Source organism: Terrimonas ferruginea DSM 30193 (assembly GCF_000425585.1).
GTDB classification, from domain to species: Bacteria; Bacteroidota; Bacteroidia; order Chitinophagales; family Chitinophagaceae; genus Terrimonas; species Terrimonas ferruginea.
Map to the genome: position 1 here is coordinate 22477 of NZ_AUDS01000014.1, position 21569 is coordinate 44045.

Below are 21569 nucleotides of genomic sequence, written 5' to 3' on the forward strand. Positions count from 1 at the left end.
CCCCATGATCAAATTCCTGGATCTTCAGAAAATCACTGCCTCCTACCATTCGGAGATACAGGATGCCGTGAACAGAGTGGTCAGCTCCGGCTGGTACCTGCTGGGCAATGAAGTAAAAACTTTTGAAGAGCAATATGCGGCGTATTGCGGTTCGTCGCATTGCATTGCCGTAGCCAATGGGCTGGACGCCTTGAGTCTTATCCTTCGCGCCTATAAGGAAATGGGCGTATTGCAGGACGGCGATGAAGTGATCGTTCCGGCCAACACTTATATTGCATCGCTGCTGGCCGTCACGGTCAATCATCTCAAGCCCGTACTCGCCGAGCCTGAAATGATCACTTATAACCTTGATGTAAAAGAGGTTGAAAAACTGATCACCCCACGTACACGCGCCGTAATGGTAGTGCATTTGTATGGTCAATGTGGTTATTCAAACGAACTCAGGGAACTCTGCCGCAAGCGCGGGTTGAAACTGATCGAAGACAATGCGCAGGCGCAGGGAGCTTTTTATCACACTAAAAGAACCGGCAATCTCGGTGATGCGGCCGGTACAAGTTTTTATCCGGGAAAAAATTTAGGCGCCCTTGGTGACGCAGGCGCTGTTACGACCAACGACGCTATTTTGGCAGAAACAGTAAGAACCCTGGCCAATTACGGCTCAAAAGTCAAATATATCAACGAATACGCCGGGCAAAACAGCCGGTTGGATGAAATACAGGCAGCCGTTCTCAAAGTGAAGCTGGCTTATCTCGACTCCGACAATGCCAAACGCCGCCAGATCGCGCACCGTTATCTTACCGGCATACATAATCCGCGTATCGTGTTGCCTGCTGTGCAAACGGAAGAAGGACATGTGTGGCATCTGTTCGTGATCCGCACCGCCGAACGCGAGCGCCTGCAACAGTTCTTACAGGAAAAAGGCATTCAGACATTGATCCATTATCCTGTACCGCCACATAAACAAGCGGCTTATAGCGAGCGCAACGAGGAAGAATACCTGCTCACCGAACAGCTACACCGAGAGGTATTGAGCCTGCCCATCAGTCCCGTGCTCACCCTGACCGAAGCGGATACGATCATAGAGGCGATCAACGAATTCAGGTGAAACGTGAATGGTGAATCGTGAATGGTGAATCGTGAATGCGCCTTGGTTCGTGTTGTCACGAACCAATAGAAATAATTCTAGCGCATCAGCCCCTCTCAATTGCAAACTATGGCTGTTTTACTTATAACTTATAACTTACTACTTACGCCCGAAGTATCGGGCGGCTGTTTTAACCTTATACCTTACACCTTACGCCTTACGCCTTCATCCTTCTCCCTCCAATGCTGACCCGCATAAAAAAAATAATCGCAACCGACCTGGTAAAAGTCACCTCGCTGAATGCAGTGGCAACACTCGTGCGGATGCTCACGGGTTTCATCAGCGTGAAGGTGGTGGCAGTACTGATCGGTCCCGCAGGTGTTGCCTTGCTGGGCCAACTGACCAACTTCACTACTATCCTACTGAATATTTCAACGGGTGGTATTGGTCCGGGCATGACAAGATATGTGGCGCAGTACAGTGAATCACCGAAAAGATATGCAGTGTTCCTGTCTGCCGGATTGCGCATCATTCTCACTTTATCGATTATCTCGGGAATCGTGCTGCTCGTAGCCGGACGTTTCTTTTCCATACAAATATTAAAAGATGCCGGCTATGCATTTGTGTTTCGTATACTGGGTGGCACGCTGATCCTTTATGCGCTCAATACTTACCTGGTGGCGATCATCAACGGATTCCGTGAGTTCCGCAAATATGCTTTGGCCAACATGGCCGGCAGCGTTACCGGATTATTGTTTTCCGTAGTACTCGCTTATAATTTCGGACTGACGGGCGCGCTGATCGGTGCCGTTACTTACCAGTCGGTCGTATTCCTGGTAACGTTGAGTATGGTAACGCGTTCATCCTGGTTCAGCAGACGCGCGTTTGGGCTGCCATTCAGCCGTCAGGCAGGCACCCGTCTCGGACACTATGCAATAATGACGCTGGTCAGTGCAATCACGGTTCCGGCCAGCCAGTTACTGGTAAGATCTTACATCAATCACAGCACCGGATCCATGGACGCAGCAGGTTTGTGGGAAGGTATGAACCGGATATCCGCGATGTACCTGATGGTCATCACAACCTCGCTCAGTGTTTACTACCTGCCGAAACTGGCACGCCTGAAAACACGCGCTGAGGTAAAGACGGAAATTTTCCAGATTTACAAATTGGTACTCCCCTTCCTTTTGATATTATCGGCCGGCATCTATTTGTTCCGCGGATTAATCATCGAATGGCTGTTTGATACCTCATTCGCCGATATGCGATCTTTGTTCCTGTTTCAGCTTATTGGTGACTTTTTCAAGATCGCGAGCTGGATACTGGCGTACCAACTGATTGCGCGTGCCATGACAAGAACATTCATTTTCACAGAGATATTCTTCAACGGTTCATTCGTGTTATTGTCGATGTTATTTGTACCGATGTACGGTCCCCTGGGGGCAACGATTGGTTATGCGGTAAACTTCTTTTTATACCTGATCACGATGGTGCTCATCTTCCGTAAAACACTTTTCGCCCATGCATCCTGAACCGACAGCCAGCATCGCCCTGATCACGTATAACCAGGAAGCTTATATCCGGCAAACAGTGGAGTCGTTGCTGAAACAACGCACCGACTTTAGTTTTGAAATAGTGGTGGGTGAAGATGCGTCGTCCGATGCCACGCGCCTCATCCTGGAAGAATACCGTGATCGATATCCGGGAAAATTAAGCCTGCTGCCGGAAGCGCCGAACAAAGGATTATTGCTGAACTTCCGCGACACTTTGAAATCCTGCCGTGGCCGATACATTGCTATCTGTGCCGGGGATGATTACTGGCACGACGAATACAAACTGCAGAAGCAGGTCACTTTCCTGGATGCTAATCCCACATTCGGGCTGGTACACACGGATGTTGATTTTTATTTTGAAAAAAATGGCAAGGCGCTTCAGCAGTTCAATCAACAACATCAATCGCGCATTGTCGATGGCGAGGTATTTGAAGCGTTGCTCACTGGTCAGTTTTTCATTCATGCGTTAACGGCATGTTTCCGCCGCACTGCCTTCGAGCAGCATGTTGACTTCGGTTTGTTCGAGCGCGAAGGTTTTGCTTATGAAGATTTGCCGACCTGGCTTTGCCTGTCGCGTCACTGGCATTTCAAATACCTGCCGGACAGCACCGCTACCTACCGCATCATCGACGATTCGGTATCGCGTCCGAAAGATCCGGCGCGCAAAATCCAGTTTCTCAAAGAACATTACAAGATCAAGCAATACTTTATCGACCGGTATAATGTTGCAGCAGAAACGGCCAACGCCTTCTCAATACATTATCACCAGAAAAAATTTGATACCGCTTATAAATGGAATATCCCTGCTGAAGCAGAAGAATCCTATCAGTTTCTTCGTTCACAGGGAAAAGCAGACAACCGTCTTTTCCTGAAAAGAATGTTGTTACGCTATCCTGGTTTAAAAAAATCCGTTGGCCGGTTCAGAAGAATGTTGCAACCGGCAGTTTCAGTGGCGGATACTTAGCTAATTTGAAAATTTGACGATTTGACAATTAGTCAATCCATTATCAAATTTTCAAATTACCAAATCATCAAATTAACATGTCTCTCTCCCTCCTATTCATGATCGTCGGTGCCCTCGGTGTTGGGTACAGCCTGCTTTATAAGCCGGAGTGGGTAGCTATTCTGCTATTCACGACGGTGATTGCGGATGTGAACTTCGATTTACGCGGTATGCCGCTGAACTTCCGTGCTATGCTCAGCGTATGTTTGTTTGCCCGGACGTTCACCATGAAACCGCGTTTCATCCTGCCACCGTTTTTCAAGCAGGGATATACGTGGTGGATCTTACTGTTCATCCTTTACCTGTTCCTTATCTCCGCCAACTTCGAACTGCTGAGTTTCGACCTCGTGAAAGAATTTATCCTGGCTTTTCTTTGTGCCTATTTCGGTTATTTCTTTTACGCTTACACGGGTGATTATCGTCTGTTCAAAACCAGTATTATTTTCGCGGGTTTGATTTGTCTTGCCGACCTGGCTTATACATATGCATTCATTGGCACTTTCCCCGTTGTACGCGTTCACTACATATTTACACCGGCCTGGGAACTGGTGAACCATAATTTCTTTGGTTACATCTGTGGCGCAGCATTCGTTTTCTTATTGAGCGACTACCTCGCCGAAGATGAAAAACCAGGTAAATGGAACCTGCTGCTGCTCCCTCCGATGTTTCTTGGTGTGCTGTTGTCTACTTCGCGCAGTGCCATGCTGATCCTGATAATGGTTGCCCTGTGGCTGATCCTGAAAGGGCTTTTCAGCCGCAACAAAAGCCGCAAAGCTTATACACTGGTACTGGTCAGCATCAGTTGTTTGTTCCTTTGCCTGTTCCTGTTCCAGATAATGCAAATTTTCTTCAATGTAAACAGCGAGTTCATGGAGCAGATCACCGCGCGGCTGATAGACGAACCACTGGCCATTATCAACCGGTCATTGGGTAACAACTACAATTCCCAATCGCTCGACTCGATGGAATGGCGGAAAGAAGCCTCTTCCATCGCCTATCACAGTTTCATGAATCTTCCGTTCGACGAACAACTCTTCGGCATCGGTTATGGTGGTTTTTTGAAAAGGGACTATGGCTCCGGTTATGACGCGCACAACGGTATCCTCTTATTATTGATCGAATTGGGTATTGTGGGCTTTGCCATTTACTTCCTGATGCTGATCACCTTTTTTATCCGTGCCATCAGAACCGGGCTCAACTCACCGCTGGTCATATGCCTCGCTTATGTGATTCTGTATGTTACCAGCCACAATAAAGAACTTACTTCTTTCTTCGTGTTCCTGATAGGCGGCACACTTACGGCGCAATTGCAAATGCATCAGCATGGTGCGACCGACCGCGAAGAAGAAACACCCGGAAATTTAATCCCCGAATCTTTGCAGGCATGAAGATCCTGATGATCACCAACACGCTGAAAAAAGGCGGCAAGGAAAGACGGATGCTGGAGCTGATCAAAGGCCTGCTGGAGGCAGATGGCGATTGCCGTATTATGCTGGTATCACTCGACAACATCGTCGATTATCCGCAGGTATACGAAATGCCCATCCGCTTTGAAATGATTGTAAAAGGAAAAAGCAAAGACTGGAGACTGGCGTTTAAACTTCGCCGCGCCATAAAAGATTTCAATCCTGACATTATTCACTCCTGGGATATTACGGCAAGTGCCTACCTGCAGATAGCCAATCTGATTTCCCGCAAACCCGTTATCCACGGTGTGATCTATGACGCAGCCGCTGATTCAGACGTATTCCGGAAACATTACCGCCGGATAAAAATGCTGACACCTTTTTCCAAAATGTTTGTCGCCAATTCAAAAGCCGGATTAGCGGCATACGGAACACCATCTATAAAATCAGTATGCATCTACAACGGCATCGATCTGAATCGTTTTAATAAACTACCACCCGTCGAAGAAACAACGGCTCAATTATGGCCGGAAAAAAAGCCGCGGTTTGTAATAATGATGGTTGCCGCTTTCGAGATCCGCAAAGACCACGGTACATTGCTGGAAGCAGCCCTTCAGTTGATCAACGAAGACGACTCCTTTCATTTTGTTTTCATTGGTGAAGGTGAGTTCCGTTCTGCCCTCATGGAAAAAGTACCGGCGCATTTACTGAACACACATATTTTATTCACCGGCATGCGGCATGATATTGAAGCCTTACTGCAATGTGCAGACGTTGGCGTATTGACCACCAATGCCGGTAACCATGGCGAAGGGCTTTCGAACGCCATCATTGAATACATGGCATCCGGGCTGCCCGTAATCGCTACCAAAGGCGGCGGCACCGATGAATTGGTACGTGAAGAAGAAACCGGCCTTCTCATTGCGCCGGGTGATGTAAATGCACTGGTTGCCGCTATCCGTAAATTGAAAAACGATCCCTTACTCGCCGGCCAACTCGGTACAAAAGGCGCCGCCTGGGTGCGCAGCGAACTCAACCTCGGGCGTGTAACCCGGTCCTATTTGCAACTTTATCGTCACCAACTGGGAGAACAAATTCCTTTGCCCACCAATTAAGCGTTATGGAATACAACAAACAAGCGCATTTTTTACTGGAGAAATCACTCGCCGACAAGTTGCGCATCAGCTCGGCCGAAGAGCGCAGGGTTTTATACCAACAGCTCTACAACGAACTCTTTACACAGTTCCCCAACATTCCGGAAGGACTGAACATTTCAAAAGAAGACCGGCTGGCCTGGCAACTACGCCTCCTCTCCCGTTTCTTTGATAAGAAGAAAACGATCCTTGAGATCGGTGCGGGTGATTGCCTGCTCAGCAAGGAACTGGCCAAACATTTTGGTCATGTAACTGCCTATGAAGTGGCGGACAGCATCCCGTTCATCGAAGGCCGCCCCGATAATTTTGAACTCCGCATTTTCAATGGTGTGGACATGGCGCAGGAAGATGCATCGGTGGATATCGTTTACAGCAACCAGGTATTCGAGCATTTGCATACCGATGACACGGAGCCGTTGCTGCAAGCCTATCATCGCTTTTTGCGCAGCGATGGCTTGCTGATGATCATCACACCGCACCGCCTGACAGGCCCGCACGATATATCAAGAGAGTTTACACCGGAAGCCGAAGGCTTTCACATGAAGGAATATACCTACTCGGAATTGAGCAAACTGTTACGCAAGGAAGGTTTCACGAAAGTCCGGGGATATATAGGTTACAGTAAAATAGGTTACTTCCCCGTAGTGATGCCTTTATTGATCCTGATGGAAAAAATGTATGGTATCCTTCCCGGTGCATGGCGCCGCAAGATCCGTGGCAATACGGTTATTTTTAATTTGTTTGGCATTAAGCTGACCGCGCGGAAGCGCGGGGTAATAAGTAGGAAGTTATAAGTAATAAGTCAAACAGCCTCATTGTGATTTGACACTTTCAATACCGAAAGATCAAACGTAGGGTCTGGAATATCTTTTTTTGCGTCTTTTTCTCCTTACGCGTCTCTGCGTGAACCAACAACTTTTTCACGCAAAGCCGCAAAGTAATAAAGAAGCAAAGAATAGCTTTCCGAACTTCATTTACACATTTACACACTTACACATTTACACATCATCTCCATGTGCGGCATCCTGGGTTGTATAAATTTTAAATTCTCGCCGGCCTCGCTGGCTGCGATCAGCCATCGCGGACCGGATGGCGACGGCGTTTACGAGACCCGTGTCGGTGTGCACAACGTAACGCTGGCGCATCGCCGTTTGTCTATTGTAGATGTAAGCGAAAATGGCCGCCAGCCGATGCAGGCTTCTGAAATGCCGGTATATATTACGTTCAACGGAGAAATCTATAACCACCAGGATTTAAAAGACGAACTCGGCGAAGTGACTTTCCGCGGGCATTCCGATACGGAAACACTGGTAAACTTTTTCGCACGGCACAACCCGCTGTTGCAGCTGCACCGCCTAAATGGCATCTTTGGTTTTGCGCTGCTGGATGAAACACAACAAAAGCTTTACCTCATCCGCGACCGCTTCGGCGTGAAACCCGTTTATTATCATCTGCGCGATAATCAACTGGCGTTTTCCTCCGAACTGCGCGGCATCGGTCATTATGTTTCACTGACGCACGATAAAGAAAAAGTGATCGAGGGCATGAAGATGCGTTATGTGGCGGCACCTGCCACCATTTACAAAGACGTTTATAAAGTAGAACCCGGACAGGTAATTGTATTTGATCTTTCGGGGGAAAATATACGGACCAGCTATCATTATTATACCCAGCCGCAACCAACCGGCTCCGTACGCAGGGAAAAACAACAACTCATCAACGAGTACGGCGATCTTTTTGAAAAAGCGGTCGAACGTCAATTGATGTCGGATGTGGAGATCGGCGTATTGTTAAGCGCCGGCGTAGACTCGGCCCTGGTGGCAGCAGTTGCACGCAATAAGGCTGTCACACCCCTGAAGACCTTCACCGTCGGTTTTGCGGAAGGACTTTTTGCCGATGACGAGATTGCCGGTGCAGCCATCACCGCCCAAACGCTGAACCTGCCGCATTTTCATACACGTGTTGAATTCTCCGACTTCATCAATCAATTGAAAGAAGTCACCCGCATCGTGGAAGAACCGATTGCCACCAACTCCATCATTCCCATGTATTGGCTGTCGAAGCTGGCTTCACAACATGTGAAAGTAGTATTGAGCGGACAAGGTGCGGATGAGCCGCTTTACGGATACCGCAAATACAAAGGACTGAAAATACTGGAACCGGTGCGCCGCAGCAGTTTGCTGAGGGCCGGTATGAAACTAAGCGGCATGGGTGCTGTGCGGAAAGAAGATGTACGCCGTTTATATACCGCTGCGCAGGAAAAAGACTTGCTGAGTGCCTATCGTGCCTTCAATGCCATTTCCTCCGAAAAAGAATTGGAAGAAATGTCGGGCACATCGCTGAAAGAAATATTCCGCGACAACGAACAGCAATTCCGCCGTCATTGGGAAGCACGCCTGCCTTCACCATCTGCAACAATCAGTTTTCCTTATCTCGATCTCCGTACTTCGCTGGCAGATGACCTGTTGATGTATTCAGACAAACTCATGATGCACTTTGGCGTGGAGTGCCGCGTGCCTATTCTCGACAATGATCTTATTGCTTTTATTGAATCTTTACATCCCGATTATAAATTCAGCTTCCGTAAAGGCAAGCTGATCCATAAAGCGTTTGCAGAAGCCTATCTTCCTGCAAGCATCGTACATCGTAAAAAAATCGGCTTTGCCACACCTGCGTCATCCTGGTACAATACTTATCACCGGGAGATTACCGATATTATTTGCGGATCAGCCACCATTCGTCAGTTGTTTGACGTAGAGGCCATCCGGCGCTTGCTGACCGAACACCGCCAAAACCAAAACAGGGAAAAACAAATTTTACTATTGTTATCCCTCTCTTTAAACCAGCCTGCCTAAACCTTATTCTGATGCGTTTCACCAGCGGATTATCATCCCGTCACGAACAAGCCGGCCGGCCGGCCGATGTGTTGCTTGCCACCATCGGACGTATGCCGGTCGCGGTTTTCTTTGCTTTCCTGTTTCTTTATCAGCTTGCCTTTATCTTCCAGGGCCTCGACTTTGCTGATGAAGGATTTCATGCCACTTTTTACCAGGAAATTTTTCATGATCCTTCTTCCGTCCAGTACAATTTCATGTATTGGTTTTCCGGCATTATCGGCGGACTCTGGATGAAAGCCTTTGGCTTCCTGGGTTTGTGGGGACTGCGCTTAGCCGGCGTATTAGCCACTACATTGACCGCTTACCAGACTTTCCGGTTTTTACGTCAATACATCAATAAAGGCCATTTGTTCATTGGACTGATGCTGGCAACGATGTTTATCAGCAACGATCCCAAGGAACTTTATTATAACAATCTTTCCGCACTTTTTTACGTACTCATCGCCACGGCTTTTTTTAAAGGCCTTCGCTATCACAAGCCTTTGTTGTTGCTGGTTGCCGGTGTGCTGGTTGCTATCAATACGTTTACCCGCTTACCCAACCTCCTGCAATCCGGATTGATCCTTGCGGTATTCTATCACGGCTACATTGCGCATGTCCCGATGCGTACACGCATACAACAAGCACTGTTGTTTGCAGCGGGACTCGCCGGCGGACTGCTGCTGATCTGGTTCATCATGTACAGTGTTGGCCACTGGCAACTGTTTATGAATAATTTCAATCTGCTGGTAAACCTTGCAGGTACTGCTACCGGCACCACAGAAGGACAGGCAAAAGACAGTGGCGGTTATTACAGCCTCGGCGCGCAACTGAGCTTGTTCTGGGGCAACTACATGATTTCGCTGCGTTATACGGCCTATCTGCTCGCTTTCCTGCTGACAGCAGGGTACGTTACCGGACAGGCACGCCGTTACAGTTGGATCAGGCGTCTATTGCCCTTTGCAGGATGGCTTTGCTTTTTTGCTTTGTGCATAGCAGTCGTGAGCGTCACGAAAAATGTAAATCTTCCGAATACTTTATTGCTTTATTTGTTCTCCGGTAGCGCCATCCTCATCGGCGGATATACGCTGTTGCGCGGACGCAATGTGGATATCCGCCTGCTGGCATTCTTTGGTTTGTTTCAGACATTGAGTTATCACGTGGGCAGCAGTTCCGGTATGTTCACCGCAGGTGTATATGCGTTCTGGATCACGTTGCCTTTGATCGTCGACTGGATTTATCGTTTGCGATCGGTTCAGCTAAGCGGACAAATGCAATCCATACGCGGGGAAGAAGAGGAAGCGAATATCTGGATCTCGCCGCGGCAACTTCGTCACTTCCGTCAATACGGACTGGTCATCTGCCTGCTCGGCTGTGTTTATTCTTCCTGGAATCATCCGTTCTGGGATTGGGCGGGAAGAGATAAACTGACACATAGCATCAACAGTGAAAAAATGCGCGGCATCTTTACTTCCGGTCCCAGAGCCGAAGCCATTAACGAATTACTCGAAGCATCCAAACACTATATCAAGCCGGGCGATTTTCTGCTGGCACACGATGCCATTCCGATGGTTCACTATTTAACGGGTACGCGTCCATTTCTCCACAACTCTTACCCCTGGCTTTACCAGGCAAATGTTTACAAGGCCCTGCTGGAGCAAAGCACGGAGGAAAAAGATCATTTACCGGTAATCGTTATGCAAAAAGTAGCCGCCAATAGCCACCGCGGAATACATTGGCCGGAAAACAGTGCGCCGGAATATGAACAGTGGAATAGTGTGCGCAATAATATTCTGCAGCAATACCTCACACGTTATCATTATAAAGAAGTATGGTCGAATAATGCTTTCCGTTTATTCGTATCCGAAACACCTGTTTCTGTTTTTCATCCATGAGATTATTTTTCATCATAGTTGTATTTATTCCGTTCATGGCGGCGGGTTGCCGTCATCCGGCAAAAGACACGCTGCCTCCCGGCGCCGATACGGTTATATTCAGCGAAGGCAATCGCCAGCACCTGCTGTTTTCTTCAGGATTTGAAGACAGCAATTATCTCAGCGGCTGGCAAAATCAACAGCATTGCTGTGATTATTCTGTTACGGCTGCACCCAGGAGCCGCGCCGGTAACCAGGCCGTACGTTTCGAGTTGAAAAGAAATGATCCGTCGGTTTCAGGAAGTGTTCGCTCGGAGATCAACCTCGAAGCAGAACTGAGCACCTACGCGGAACGCTGGTATGGCATCAGTTTTTACCTGGAAGATTACGAGGCCGACAATGGCAGTGAAAGCATCATTCAATGGCATCATACCGCCCATATCAGCAGCGGCAGTCCGCCATTGGCACTTTGGGTAAATAACGGCAAGTTGTTATTGGTACACCAGGAAAGAGAAGGCGCCAACACGTACGAAGAACTGGGAGCCGCCACCACGGGTCGCTGGATCGATGTGGTCTTTCATGTAAAGTGGACCGACCAGGCCGACGGTTTTATCCAGGTTTGGAAAAATGGCAGCCTCGCTTTTAATAAATATGGTATCCGCACCAATTTCAGTCCCAATTACGTGAAGCTCGGTATCAACAAATGGTCCTGGGCGCCGGGGGGAGGACAATCAACAAGCACGCACCGGGTGTTGTATGCCGATGAGTTTCGTGTGGGCAATGAAAAAGCGCGTTACGAAGACGTACAACCCGGTCCCTGATTTATTCTGATGAGTCAACACAAAATTGCCTTCCTGATACATGGCCTCGTTGTTGGTGGCGCTGAAAAGTTTTTCATCAGCCTCGTCAACGACAGCTATCGCCGCGGGCTCGATCCCCTGGTTATTTTACTCAGCAGTGACAACGCCTTATTTCACGAACTGGATGCGGGCGTGCGATCTGTGATCATCGAGCGCAACTTCAAATACGACCTGACCGTTGGCAGACAAATTCGTCGTGTAGTAAAGGAGAATGATATCGATACCGTTTTTTGCGTCGGCATGTTTTCTTTTTTCCTGATGAAACTTTACCTGCGTACCGGCAAAGGCATCCGTTTTATTCTGTCGCTTCATTCTACCATCCCCCGGTCGTTCAGGGATTACCTGATGAACCTGGTTTATTTCCGCGCAGCAGGCAAGACTGACAGGATTTTGTTTATCTGCAAAGCGCAGCAGGATTACCTCCGGAAATATTATCGTTTCACGCCCGCTAATGCAAGGATTATTTACAATGGCATCGATACGGATTATTTTACACCGGATGCACAGGCGGCCAATAAACCGGCTTTTATTCCTTCCGGTGAAAAAGTAATTCTCAAAGTAGCGCGCATGTTCCGCGAAAAAGGCCATCAATATGCGATTGCGGCGCTGGAACATTTACATCAAGATCATCAGTTGCCCGCTCACCTGTTGTTTGTCGGCTCCGGCGATGCAGCCTATGAAAAGGAGATAAAAGAAAAAGCAGCAGCAAGTCCCGTGGGCAGGTACATTCATTTTATACCACACCAACCGGATGTGCGGCCTTTTCTGAATGCGGCGGATCTGTTTACCCTCACGTCTTATACAACCGAAACCTTTTCACTGGCGGCGCTGGAAGCTTTGTCATCCGGCGTGCCGTGTTCACTCACGCATATAGGCGGTGCGGCCGAAATGATCAACGCATCCAATGGCGAACTCAGCGAATCAAAGAATGTTCAATCCATTGCAAAAAGCTGGCATCATATCCTGACACGCAGCTACGACAAACAAGAACTGCATCGTTTTGTAGCAGACAATTTTTCCCTGCCAGTCATGTTGGAAAATTACCGGCAGGAATTGCTATCCTGACTTATGTCTTATTGGAAAAAATATACCGGCAAACTTTTCCTCAAGCAATGGGGCGTAGGTATGATGCGCTGCGACATCAAAGACATCATCCGCCAAAAGAAAATTACGGTGCCGGTGAAATGGTATGAAGTAGCGGACAAATACTGTTCGTATGCCGACCCCTTTGTCGTAAGCCGTCCGGATGGCACTTATCATGTATATGCCGAAAAAGTGACTTCCGATGCACTGGATGGCACCATCGAATTGTTGTCAGCAGATCATGAGATGAATATCCGGTCAACGCAGACTATCCTCAAAAAAGATACCCACCTCTCTTATCCTTTCTTTTACGAAGAAGAGGGACAAACTTATTTTTTTCCGGAAAATGCCTTTGGTGGTCCGCTGCAGGCTTATCTGCTGAATGAGACAAAGGGCACATGGCAACTACAGGGCATCGTGCTAAACAAACGGTTACTCGATGCCACCATTGTCAAAAAAAATGAACTGTACTGGCTTTTCTGCACCATGCCCGGACCCGGTAAACACAGCGAACTGCAAATTTTCTATTCCTCGTCGTTACTCGGTCCCTATGCACCGCACAATACTAATCCTGTTAAAAAAGACCCATCGGGAAGCCGCCCGGCAGGAAGTGTGATTGAAGTAGACGGAGAGCTTTACCGCCCGACGCAGAACTGCCGCTACTACTACGGGCAGTCGATCGTTATCCAGCGGATCGTTGAACTGGATGCCGATCATTTCCGCGAAGAGTTTTACATGGAACTGAAACCATCCGACGGCTCGGCTTATTCATATGGATGGCATACTATCAACGGCCACGGCGATTGCACGGTAATCGATGGACAACGACTGCATTTTGAGCCATGGCAGCAATTGAAAAGAAAATTATTTAAAAAGTAAGCAGTGGCTGATACGTTTGAACATATTCTTTTTGTAGGCCCGGATCACCGGAATCACCGCGGCGGCATAGGCGCCGTGCTGGCGGTGTATGCCAAACATATCAGACCTTTCAAGTTTATCCCTACGCTTTCTTACCGGCATAAATTGATCGAAGCCTTCTTTTTTATCGGCGCGCTGTTCCGCCTGACCACCACCCTTCTCAGCGACAGAAAGATCCGCATCGTTCACGTACACGGTGCAAAAGACGGCAGCATCTTCAGAAAAGCATTTGTCGTTTTTATCAGTAAAAAATTATTCGGCAAGAAACTGGTTTTTCATATTCATGCCGGCGCCTTTGATGAGCGATATACCGGGGGAAGTGCTGTTTACCGGACACTTTGCCGTTTTGTCGTCAACCAAAGCGATCAGCTCGTTTTGCTTTCAGCGCAATGGAATGATTTCTTTTATAAAAATTTCCGTTTAAAAGGAATCCGGGTGATCCCCAATCCCGTAGAACAAAAAGCAGCGCAACCGCCCACCGCGGGCCCGATGATCCGTTTTCTTTTTCTCGGGCGCATTGCCGATCACAAAGGCATCTTCGATCTGCTGCGGCTGATTCATGCAGAACAGGATCAATGGAAAAATAAATGCCATTTCTCCGTAGGAGGCAATCACGAGATCGAACGTTTGCAAAACACGATCCGTGAAAACGGTACGGGCCAACTGGTTGAATTCATAGGATGGGTGGACGGTCAGGACAAAGAACAACAATTTAATAATTGTCATTACTTCATTCTGCCTACTTATGAGGAGGCCATGCCGATGACATTGCTGGAAGCATTCAGTTACGGCAGGGCTGCACTGACCACTCCGGTGGGCAGCATTCCCGAGATCATGCAAAACGGTTGTGAAGGCTGGCTCTTCCAACCCGGCGATACCGACACACTCCGCGGACTGATCAACCAGGCGCTGGACAACCCGGAGCAGGCTGTTCAACTCGGTAACAATGCCCTGCAAAGTGCCAGCCGCTTTTATCCCGAAGCCATCCGTCATCATTTAGAAGAATTATACCGCTCCTTAGAAAAATGATCCCTACCCGCGTTAAATGGTATTATTATCGTCTGCAGACCATGCAACCTGCCGAGTGGGCGTTTCGTGGCAAACAATGGCTGCGCAAACAAAAAGAAAAACGCAAACCGGTCAATCCTGTTTTTACCAATGTGACGGTGCGTCCTTTCGATTTTAGTTTCCCCTATGAAAAAATGCAGGTTGGCGGACCTTATACGGTGTTCGGCAAAGAACTCGATCCGTCGGCCATTCAGGATTTTCATCTCGATATTTTCTCCGGGAAAAGATTTCCGCAAAATGATTTCTCAAAAAATATAGATATCCGGACAGACCGCCACGGCAGCGCTAAGGTAGTGTGGGAAGTTAACCGCCTGCATTACCTGCTGCCGTTATTGATCCGTTACCGCCAGGAAAATAATCCTGCCCATCTCGGCCTTTTTATGCGCCTGATGCGCAATTGGCAGGAACAAAATCCTTATCTGCGTGGCATCAACTGGTATTCCAATATCGAAGTGTGCCTGCGGTTGATCAACTGGTACTGGTGCTGGAACATCCTGGAATCGGATGAGCATTGGCAACAGGATGAACAATGCCAGGCCTTCAGGCAGCAAACCTGGTTACCGCTGATCTATCAGCATTGCTATTATGCATCACGCAATCCGTCCCTGTATTCTTCCGCGAACAATCACCTGGTGGCCGAATACGCCGGGCTGTGGATAGCTACATTGAAATGGCAATTCCCCGAATCTGCCGGATGGAACAGTTACGCCAAAGCCGGACTGGAACGTGAGATACTTTTACAATATTCTCCCGCGGGCATCCACCGCGAAGAAGCATCGGTGTATATCCAGTTTGCTACCGATTTCTTTTTGCAATCGATGATCGCAGGACAACATTACGGTTCACCTTTCTCCGCTGCCTTTGAAGAGCGTTTGCAAGCGGCTTTCCATTATATCGCCCAACTGATGGACATCCGTCAGCAGGTACCGCATTATGGCGACGAAGACGATGGCCGCGTGATCCTTCCCGACAACGATCACCGCAGTAACAATTTCGTTTCGCTGCTGAACACAGCCGCCCTCTTATGGAATAATGCAGACTGGAAAATGTCGGTTACTGCCGATACAAAAACGGCACTGCTAACGGCACATCTTGACGAAACGGCCTTACCAATAGCAGCAAAAAAATACCATTCCGTTTGTTTCCGCGAAGACGGCCATGCTATTCTGCGTAAAACCGACAGCACGCAGCAGCAGGAAATTTATTGTCATTTCGATGCAGCCCCTTTGGGTTATTTATCCATTGCAGCGCATGGGCATGCCGATGCCTTGTCCGTGGTGTTGCACATCGATGGTTATCCGTTCCTCACAGATCCGGGAACTTTTGCCTATCACACGCATCCGGAACACCGGAAATATTTTACGAGTACTCTTGCCCACAATACGATCACGATCGACCAAACTGATCAGGCCATATTAGCCGGACCAACATTGTGGCTCCAGCATTACAAGGCTCAAATCGAACAATGCACGCTCAGTGAAACGACCGATATTGTTACCGGTTCACACAACGGTTACCGGCAGAAACAAATCATGCACAGCCGTACTGTGCGTTTCTACAAGACAACTGACCAACTCATTTTATCAGATACCATACAGGGGGAGAAAGCAGGTTATCATATTGCCATGCCTTTTCACCTGCACCCCGACATCCAGGTGAAGCAGACTGCAGCTAATTGTTACCGGTTGTCGCATCCTGCTATCAAACGGGTGGTGGATATTCAAATGGATCGTATGCTGGAAGTACATCGTATGCAGGCTAATGAGCAGGGACCGCAAGGCTGGTACTCGCCTTCATTCATGCAAAAACAACCCTCCTCTTTTTTGCTGGGTGAATGTACTTCAGAAAAAAAATCACTGGTGTTAACCACCACTCTTACTATAATCACACTTCATGAACATTAGTATTTTTGGGCTCGGCTATGTTGGCTGTGTCAGTCTCGGATGTCTTGCGCGCAACGGCCACCAGGTGGTGGGCGTAGATGTAAGCGAAACGAAAGTAGCCCAGATCAATGCCGGCCTTCCCACGATCATCGAAAAAGAAATCGACACCATCATCCGGGAAGAACATGCGGCCGGCCGTATCAGCGCCACAACCGATTATCTTTCCGCTATCCGCGGTACCGCTATTTCCATTATCGCCGTGGGTACTCCGTCCGGACCGAATGGTCATCTCAACCTGGATTATATCTTCAACGTTGCCGAAAAATTCGGAGACGCTTTGAAAGAGAAAGAAGGCTTTCACATCATCGCGCTGCGCTCGACCGTATTACCGGGAACGAATGAAAAATTTGCGTCGATCGTTGCGCAACATTCGGGTAAAAAAGCCAACGAAGACTTCGCTGTGGTATCCAATCCGGAATTCCTGCGGGAAGGAACGGCCGTACACGACTATCATCACCCACCGCTTACACTGATCGGTTCCGCGCATACCGAAGCTGCGGAGCAGGTGGCTTCGCTTTACCGGCACCTGCCGGCAGAGGTGATCATTACCGATCTGAAAGTAGCCGAGCTGATGAAATATGTAAACAATACCTTCCATGCGCTCAAGGTTTCATTTGCCAACGAAATCGGTAATATCTGCTCTTCCCTGTCGATAGACTCGCATAAAGTGATGGAAATATTCTGCATGGACAAAGTGTTGAACATTTCTCCCTATTATTTCAAGCCGGGATTTGCCTACGGTGGTTCCTGTTTGCCCAAAGACCTTAAAGGTCTGCAGACACTGGCACATGATCAATACGTGCGTACGCCACTGATCGAAAGCATCGACGTCACCAACCAATTGCAGATCACGCGGGCGGTGAGTATGATCCAGGCAACCGGAAAAAGAAACCTTGGTTTCATGGGACTTAGCTTTAAAGCCGGCACCGACGACCTGCGAAACTCGCCCGCTGTTACCTTAATCGAAACGCTGCTCGGCAAAGGTTATACCATCACCATCTACGACAGCAATGTGAGCTTATCCAAACTTACCGGCACCAACAAAGAGTACATCGACAGGCATATCCCGCATCTGTCGCGCCTGCTTACACAGGATTTGCAGGAACTGGCCGGTGTATCAGAAGTACTCGTGGTCAATAACAAGGAAACCGATTACATCGACTTTTTAGAGCAACTCGAAAGTGATCATCATGTCATCGACATGGTCCGGTTGCCGGAAGCGATACGTCAGAAGAAAAATTATCAAGGAATAAACTGGTAGATATGTTTGAAGGAAAACATGTGCTGATCGTTGTAGAGAACCTCCCTTCCCCTTTTGACAGGCGTGTGTGGCAGGAGGCCACTACGCTGCGCGAAAACGGAGCCGCCGTGAGCATCATTTGCCCGAAAATGAAAGGATACACCAAATCCTACGAGCACATCGACGGCATCGACATCTACCGCCACAGCCTGCCGCTGGAAGCGCGTGGTGCATGGGGATACCTGCGTGAGTACACTGCCGCACTCTGGTGGGAATTTATCCTGGCCTGGAAGATCTATTTCAAAAGACGTTTTCACGTGATACAGGGATGCAATCCTCCCGATCTCATTTTCCTCGTTGCTCTTTTCTTCAAACCTTTCGGAGTGAAATATGTGTTCGATCATCACGACATCAATCCTGAATTGTACATCGCCAAGTACAACAAAAAAGGTTTTTTTTATAAATTTTTATTACTGGTTGAAAAGCTGACGTTCAAAAGTGCTTCCTACAGTATTGCCACTAATGAAAGTTACCGGCAGATAGCCATCGAACGCGGTGGCATGAAGCCGGAAAAGGTAACCGTGGTGCGCAGCGGTCCCAAACTTGATCGTTTGCGGCTCACCGAAGGCAATGCGGCTTTCCGCAAAGGCCGGACTTTCCTTATCGGCTACGTTGGCGTTATCGGCGAACAGGAAGGACTCGACCTGTTGCTCGAATCTGCGGCAAAGATCGTTGCGCAACGGCAGGATGTGCAGTTCGCTATCGTTGGCGGCGGCACCGACCTGGAAAAAATAAAACAGCTATCAACCCAAATGGGACTCGACGATTATGTCGATTTCTATGGCCGGGTAGACGACCAAACATTGGTTGATGTTCTCAATACTGCCGATGTGTGTGTGAACCCCGACAAGCCGACGGAGATGAACAACCTTTCCACGATGAACAAGATCATGGAGTACATGGCGCTTAAAAAACCCATCGTACAATTTGATCTGAAAGAAGGAAGAGTTTCCGCACGTGAAGCTTCGCTGTATGCGGAGAATAATGACACGGCTGACTTTGCCGATAAAATCTGCTGGCTGCTCGACAACCCTGAAGAGCGTACCCGCATGGGCGAGTATGGTTACCAGCGTATATTAAATGAGCTTTCCTGGAATCATGAAAAGACCAACCTGCTGAACGTTTACCGGAAAGTATTTCGTCTCGGACAAACCGATGCGCAACTGGTCAATGCGCCCACTCCCACCCGCTGAATAATATGAATCACCGGTTAACCACACTGCTGCGCCTCTGCTTTGCGTTCCTGGACCTGATCGTCCTGAACCTGGTATTTATTATCTGCCGCTATGTTTTCAGAACGCATATTCCGGGTGATATGGAAATCCAGTACAGTTATCTCTGGTTCTCCTCCAATCTTGCCTGGGGCATTGCCGCCTGGGCCAACGGCATCTACCATGACCGGCTGATGTATTCGTTTGAAAAATTCTCCCGCATGACCATGAAGGCATTTGTGTATTTCGTGGTATTGGAAATGCTTTATCTTTTCTTTTATAAAGAAGCGGACATCTCGCGTTTGTTTATCATCAGCGTGCTCACCTCCTTCCTGAGCAGCCTCCTGCTTAACCGCTTCCTGCACCTGACCGTTTTGCATTATGTACAACGCAAACATCACATCGTCCGCAAGATCATTATTGTTGGCTACAACACGCAGGCAAAAAAACTGGCGCTTTACCTTGAACAGGAACCGATCAAAACCGAGATCATGGGCTTTTGCGAACGGGACGACAATATCCAGGAACTGACGAACTACCCGGTGATCGGCGACATCGACAACCTGCTGAGTTTCTCCCGCACCAACCAGGTAACCGAAATATTTTCGACCGTGGCACCCGAACAGGATCCGCGGTTGTATCCTTTGATGGAAGAAGCCGACCGTTCACTGATCCGCTTCAGGATCGTGCCCGACCTCAGCTATTTTGTACGCAAACCGGTCTATCTCGATTATATCAATGACATTCCGCTATTAACCCTGCGCCGGGAGCCGTTGGACGATGTAGGCAACCGCATCAAAAAACGGCTGTACGATATCGCAATAAGCTCATTGGTCATCATTTTTATATTATCCTGGCTGGTGCCCATTCTTGCTTTACTGATATGGCTCGATTCACGAGGCCCCATCTTTTTCGTACAGCAACGCAGTGGCAAAGACGGCAAAACATTCAATTGCCTTAAGTTCCGCAGCATGCGGATGAATGCGGATGCCGATGCAAAGCAGGCTACTAAAAAAGATGTGCGCATCACGCGGCTTGGCCGTTTTCTGCGGAAGAGCAACCTGGATGAAATGCCGCAATTTTTCAATGTATTCATGAGCGACATGAGCGTGGTAGGCCCGCGTCCGCATATGATCAAACACACGGAAGACTATTCGAAATTACTCGATCATTATATGATCCGCCATTTCCTCAAACCCGGCATTACGGGCTGGGCACAAATCCACGGCTACCGCGGTGAGATCCGTATTGTCGATGATATCAATAACCGCGTGGAATACGATCTCTGGTACCTGGAAAACTGGAGCCTCTGGCTCGACACGCGCATCATGTTCCTTACCGCTTTAAATATGGTACGCGGAGAAAAAAACGCGTATTAACATTTCTACTCATCTCCTTCCTTTATTTTTAGGGCAAAATCGCCCTGATGTCCCGCATTCTTTTACTGACCGTCTTTTCTTTTTTCTCTCTCTTTGCTGTTGCCCAGGATTCGCTGCAACAACCCTTCCTCGATTGTAAAGTAACCGGTAGTTCGGTCATCTTTGACTACCGCAACAACAAATGGCTCATCACCGATACGGCAGACAGCCGTGCCATCACCTGTCCCGCATCCACCTTCAAAGTCATCAACCTGCTCATAGCACTGGAGACAGGTGTGATCAAAGATGAACAAGCGGTTGTAAAATGGCCAGGCAAAACGGATACGGTGCTATACGGTTACCGCCCGGAGATTTATCATGATATCACGGTGGAAGAAGCCTTTCGTGTTTCCGCGGGATGGGCTTTTATCGAGCTCGCCAAAAAAGTTGGCCGGGAACGGTATAAAAAAATATTGAAAGCAGCCGGTTATGGGAATGGCAACCTGTCTGAACCGGGTGACGACTTTTGGAATTTCGGGCCGTTCGGCATTTCGCCCGAAGACCAGGTAAAGTTCCTGGTAAGACTGTATGAGGGCAAACTGCCGTTCTCTAAGAAAAACATGGAGACCGTTAAACGTGTGATGATCACGGAAACGAAACCCAACTATACCCTGCACTCCAAAACCGGCTGGACCCGCATCGACGGGCAGGACATCGGCTGGTGGGTTGGCTACTTCGAATCCGGCAAAGACGTTTATTTTTTTGCCACACGCATCACAAAACCCCGTAGCGAATACAATCCTGAATTCTCCACATGCAGGAAAAACATTACATGGAAGCTATTGAAATACATCGTTCCTGAACCTTAGGAGCCCGCT

17 protein-coding genes are annotated in these 21569 nt (G+C 48.4%); all 17 read left to right on the top strand.

The genetic code is table 11. The features are described 5' to 3' along the window. The first annotated feature begins 4 nt into the window (after positions 1–4). The 17 genes from H608_RS0104465 to H608_RS0104550 all read left to right on the top strand — a co-directional run bounded on the left by H608_RS0104465 (position 5) and on the right by H608_RS0104550 (position 21560). Positions 5–1105: a DegT/DnrJ/EryC1/StrS family aminotransferase gene (locus tag H608_RS0104465; protein ID WP_028786624.1), complete on the top strand. Its 1101-nt coding sequence runs from the start codon at positions 5–7 to the stop codon at positions 1103–1105. Between the two features lie 221 nt (positions 1106–1326). Next, the gene (locus tag H608_RS0104470) at positions 1327–2616 is read left to right on the top strand and encodes an O-antigen translocase (RefSeq protein ID WP_038007200.1); all 1290 of its coding nucleotides are present in this window, start codon (positions 1327–1329) and stop codon (positions 2614–2616) included. Next, complete coding sequence (locus H608_RS23415; RefSeq protein ID WP_051268038.1) at positions 2606–3601, top strand: glycosyltransferase; 996 nt, start codon at positions 2606–2608, stop codon at positions 3599–3601. The genes H608_RS0104470 and H608_RS23415 overlap by 11 nt, the downstream gene beginning before the upstream one ends. Positions 3602–3678: 77 nt before the next feature. Continuing rightward, entirely contained in the window at positions 3679–5028 is a 1350-nt protein-coding gene (locus H608_RS0104480; RefSeq protein WP_028786626.1) for an O-antigen ligase family protein, read from the top strand. Beyond that, on the top strand, positions 5025–6161 hold the full coding sequence (locus tag H608_RS0104485; RefSeq protein WP_028786627.1) for a glycosyltransferase: 1137 nt from the start codon (positions 5025–5027) through the stop codon (positions 6159–6161). Before H608_RS0104480 ends, H608_RS0104485 begins: the two co-directional genes overlap by 4 nt. Positions 6162–6166: 5 nt before the next feature. Then, complete coding sequence (locus H608_RS21260; protein ID WP_051268039.1) at positions 6167–6994, top strand: class I SAM-dependent methyltransferase; 828 nt, start codon at positions 6167–6169, stop codon at positions 6992–6994. Positions 6995–7213: 219 nt separating this feature from the next. Then, a complete protein-coding gene (gene asnB, locus H608_RS0104495; RefSeq protein ID WP_028786628.1) occupies positions 7214–9055 on the top strand; it encodes an asparagine synthase (glutamine-hydrolyzing) in 1842 nt (613 codons plus the stop codon). Between the two features lie 11 nt (positions 9056–9066). Beyond that, a complete protein-coding gene (locus tag H608_RS0104505) occupies positions 9067–10971 on the top strand; it encodes a hypothetical protein (protein ID WP_155990048.1) in 1905 nt (634 codons plus the stop codon). Further along, the gene (locus H608_RS0104510) at positions 10968–11771 is read left to right on the top strand and encodes a polysaccharide lyase family 20 protein (RefSeq protein ID WP_028786630.1); all 804 of its coding nucleotides are present in this window, start codon (positions 10968–10970) and stop codon (positions 11769–11771) included. Before H608_RS0104505 ends, H608_RS0104510 begins: the two co-directional genes overlap by 4 nt. A gap of 9 nt (positions 11772–11780) precedes the next feature. Then, positions 11781–12875 carry a glycosyltransferase family 4 protein gene (locus H608_RS23420; protein ID WP_028786631.1) on the top strand — a complete coding sequence of 365 codons (1095 nt, stop codon included), beginning with the start codon at positions 11781–11783 and terminating at the stop codon, positions 12873–12875. A gap of 3 nt (positions 12876–12878) precedes the next feature. After that, positions 12879–13772 (top strand): glucosamine inositolphosphorylceramide transferase family protein, encoded by an 894-nt coding sequence (locus H608_RS0104520; RefSeq protein WP_028786632.1) that lies wholly within the window; start codon positions 12879–12881, stop codon positions 13770–13772. Positions 13773–13775: 3 nt separating this feature from the next. Then, positions 13776–14840 (top strand): glycosyltransferase family 4 protein, encoded by a 1065-nt coding sequence (locus H608_RS0104525; protein ID WP_028786633.1) that lies wholly within the window; start codon positions 13776–13778, stop codon positions 14838–14840. Next, positions 14837–16783: an alginate lyase family protein gene (locus H608_RS0104530; protein WP_028786634.1), complete on the top strand. Its 1947-nt coding sequence runs from the start codon at positions 14837–14839 to the stop codon at positions 16781–16783. Before H608_RS0104525 ends, H608_RS0104530 begins: the two co-directional genes overlap by 4 nt. Beyond that, positions 16773–18083: a nucleotide sugar dehydrogenase gene (locus tag H608_RS0104535; RefSeq protein WP_028786635.1), complete on the top strand. Its 1311-nt coding sequence runs from the start codon at positions 16773–16775 to the stop codon at positions 18081–18083. The genes H608_RS0104530 and H608_RS0104535 overlap by 11 nt, the downstream gene beginning before the upstream one ends. A gap of 2 nt (positions 18084–18085) precedes the next feature. Then, positions 18086–19315: a glycosyltransferase family 4 protein gene (locus H608_RS0104540; RefSeq protein ID WP_038007202.1), complete on the top strand. Its 1230-nt coding sequence runs from the start codon at positions 18086–18088 to the stop codon at positions 19313–19315. A gap of 5 nt (positions 19316–19320) precedes the next feature. Beyond that, positions 19321–20712: an undecaprenyl-phosphate glucose phosphotransferase gene (locus tag H608_RS0104545; protein WP_028786637.1), complete on the top strand. Its 1392-nt coding sequence runs from the start codon at positions 19321–19323 to the stop codon at positions 20710–20712. A gap of 47 nt (positions 20713–20759) precedes the next feature. Further along, positions 20760–21560, top strand: coding sequence for a penicillin-binding transpeptidase domain-containing protein (locus H608_RS0104550; RefSeq protein ID WP_038007205.1), 801 nt, complete (start codon positions 20760–20762; stop codon positions 21558–21560). Positions 21561–21569 lie beyond the last annotated feature (9 nt).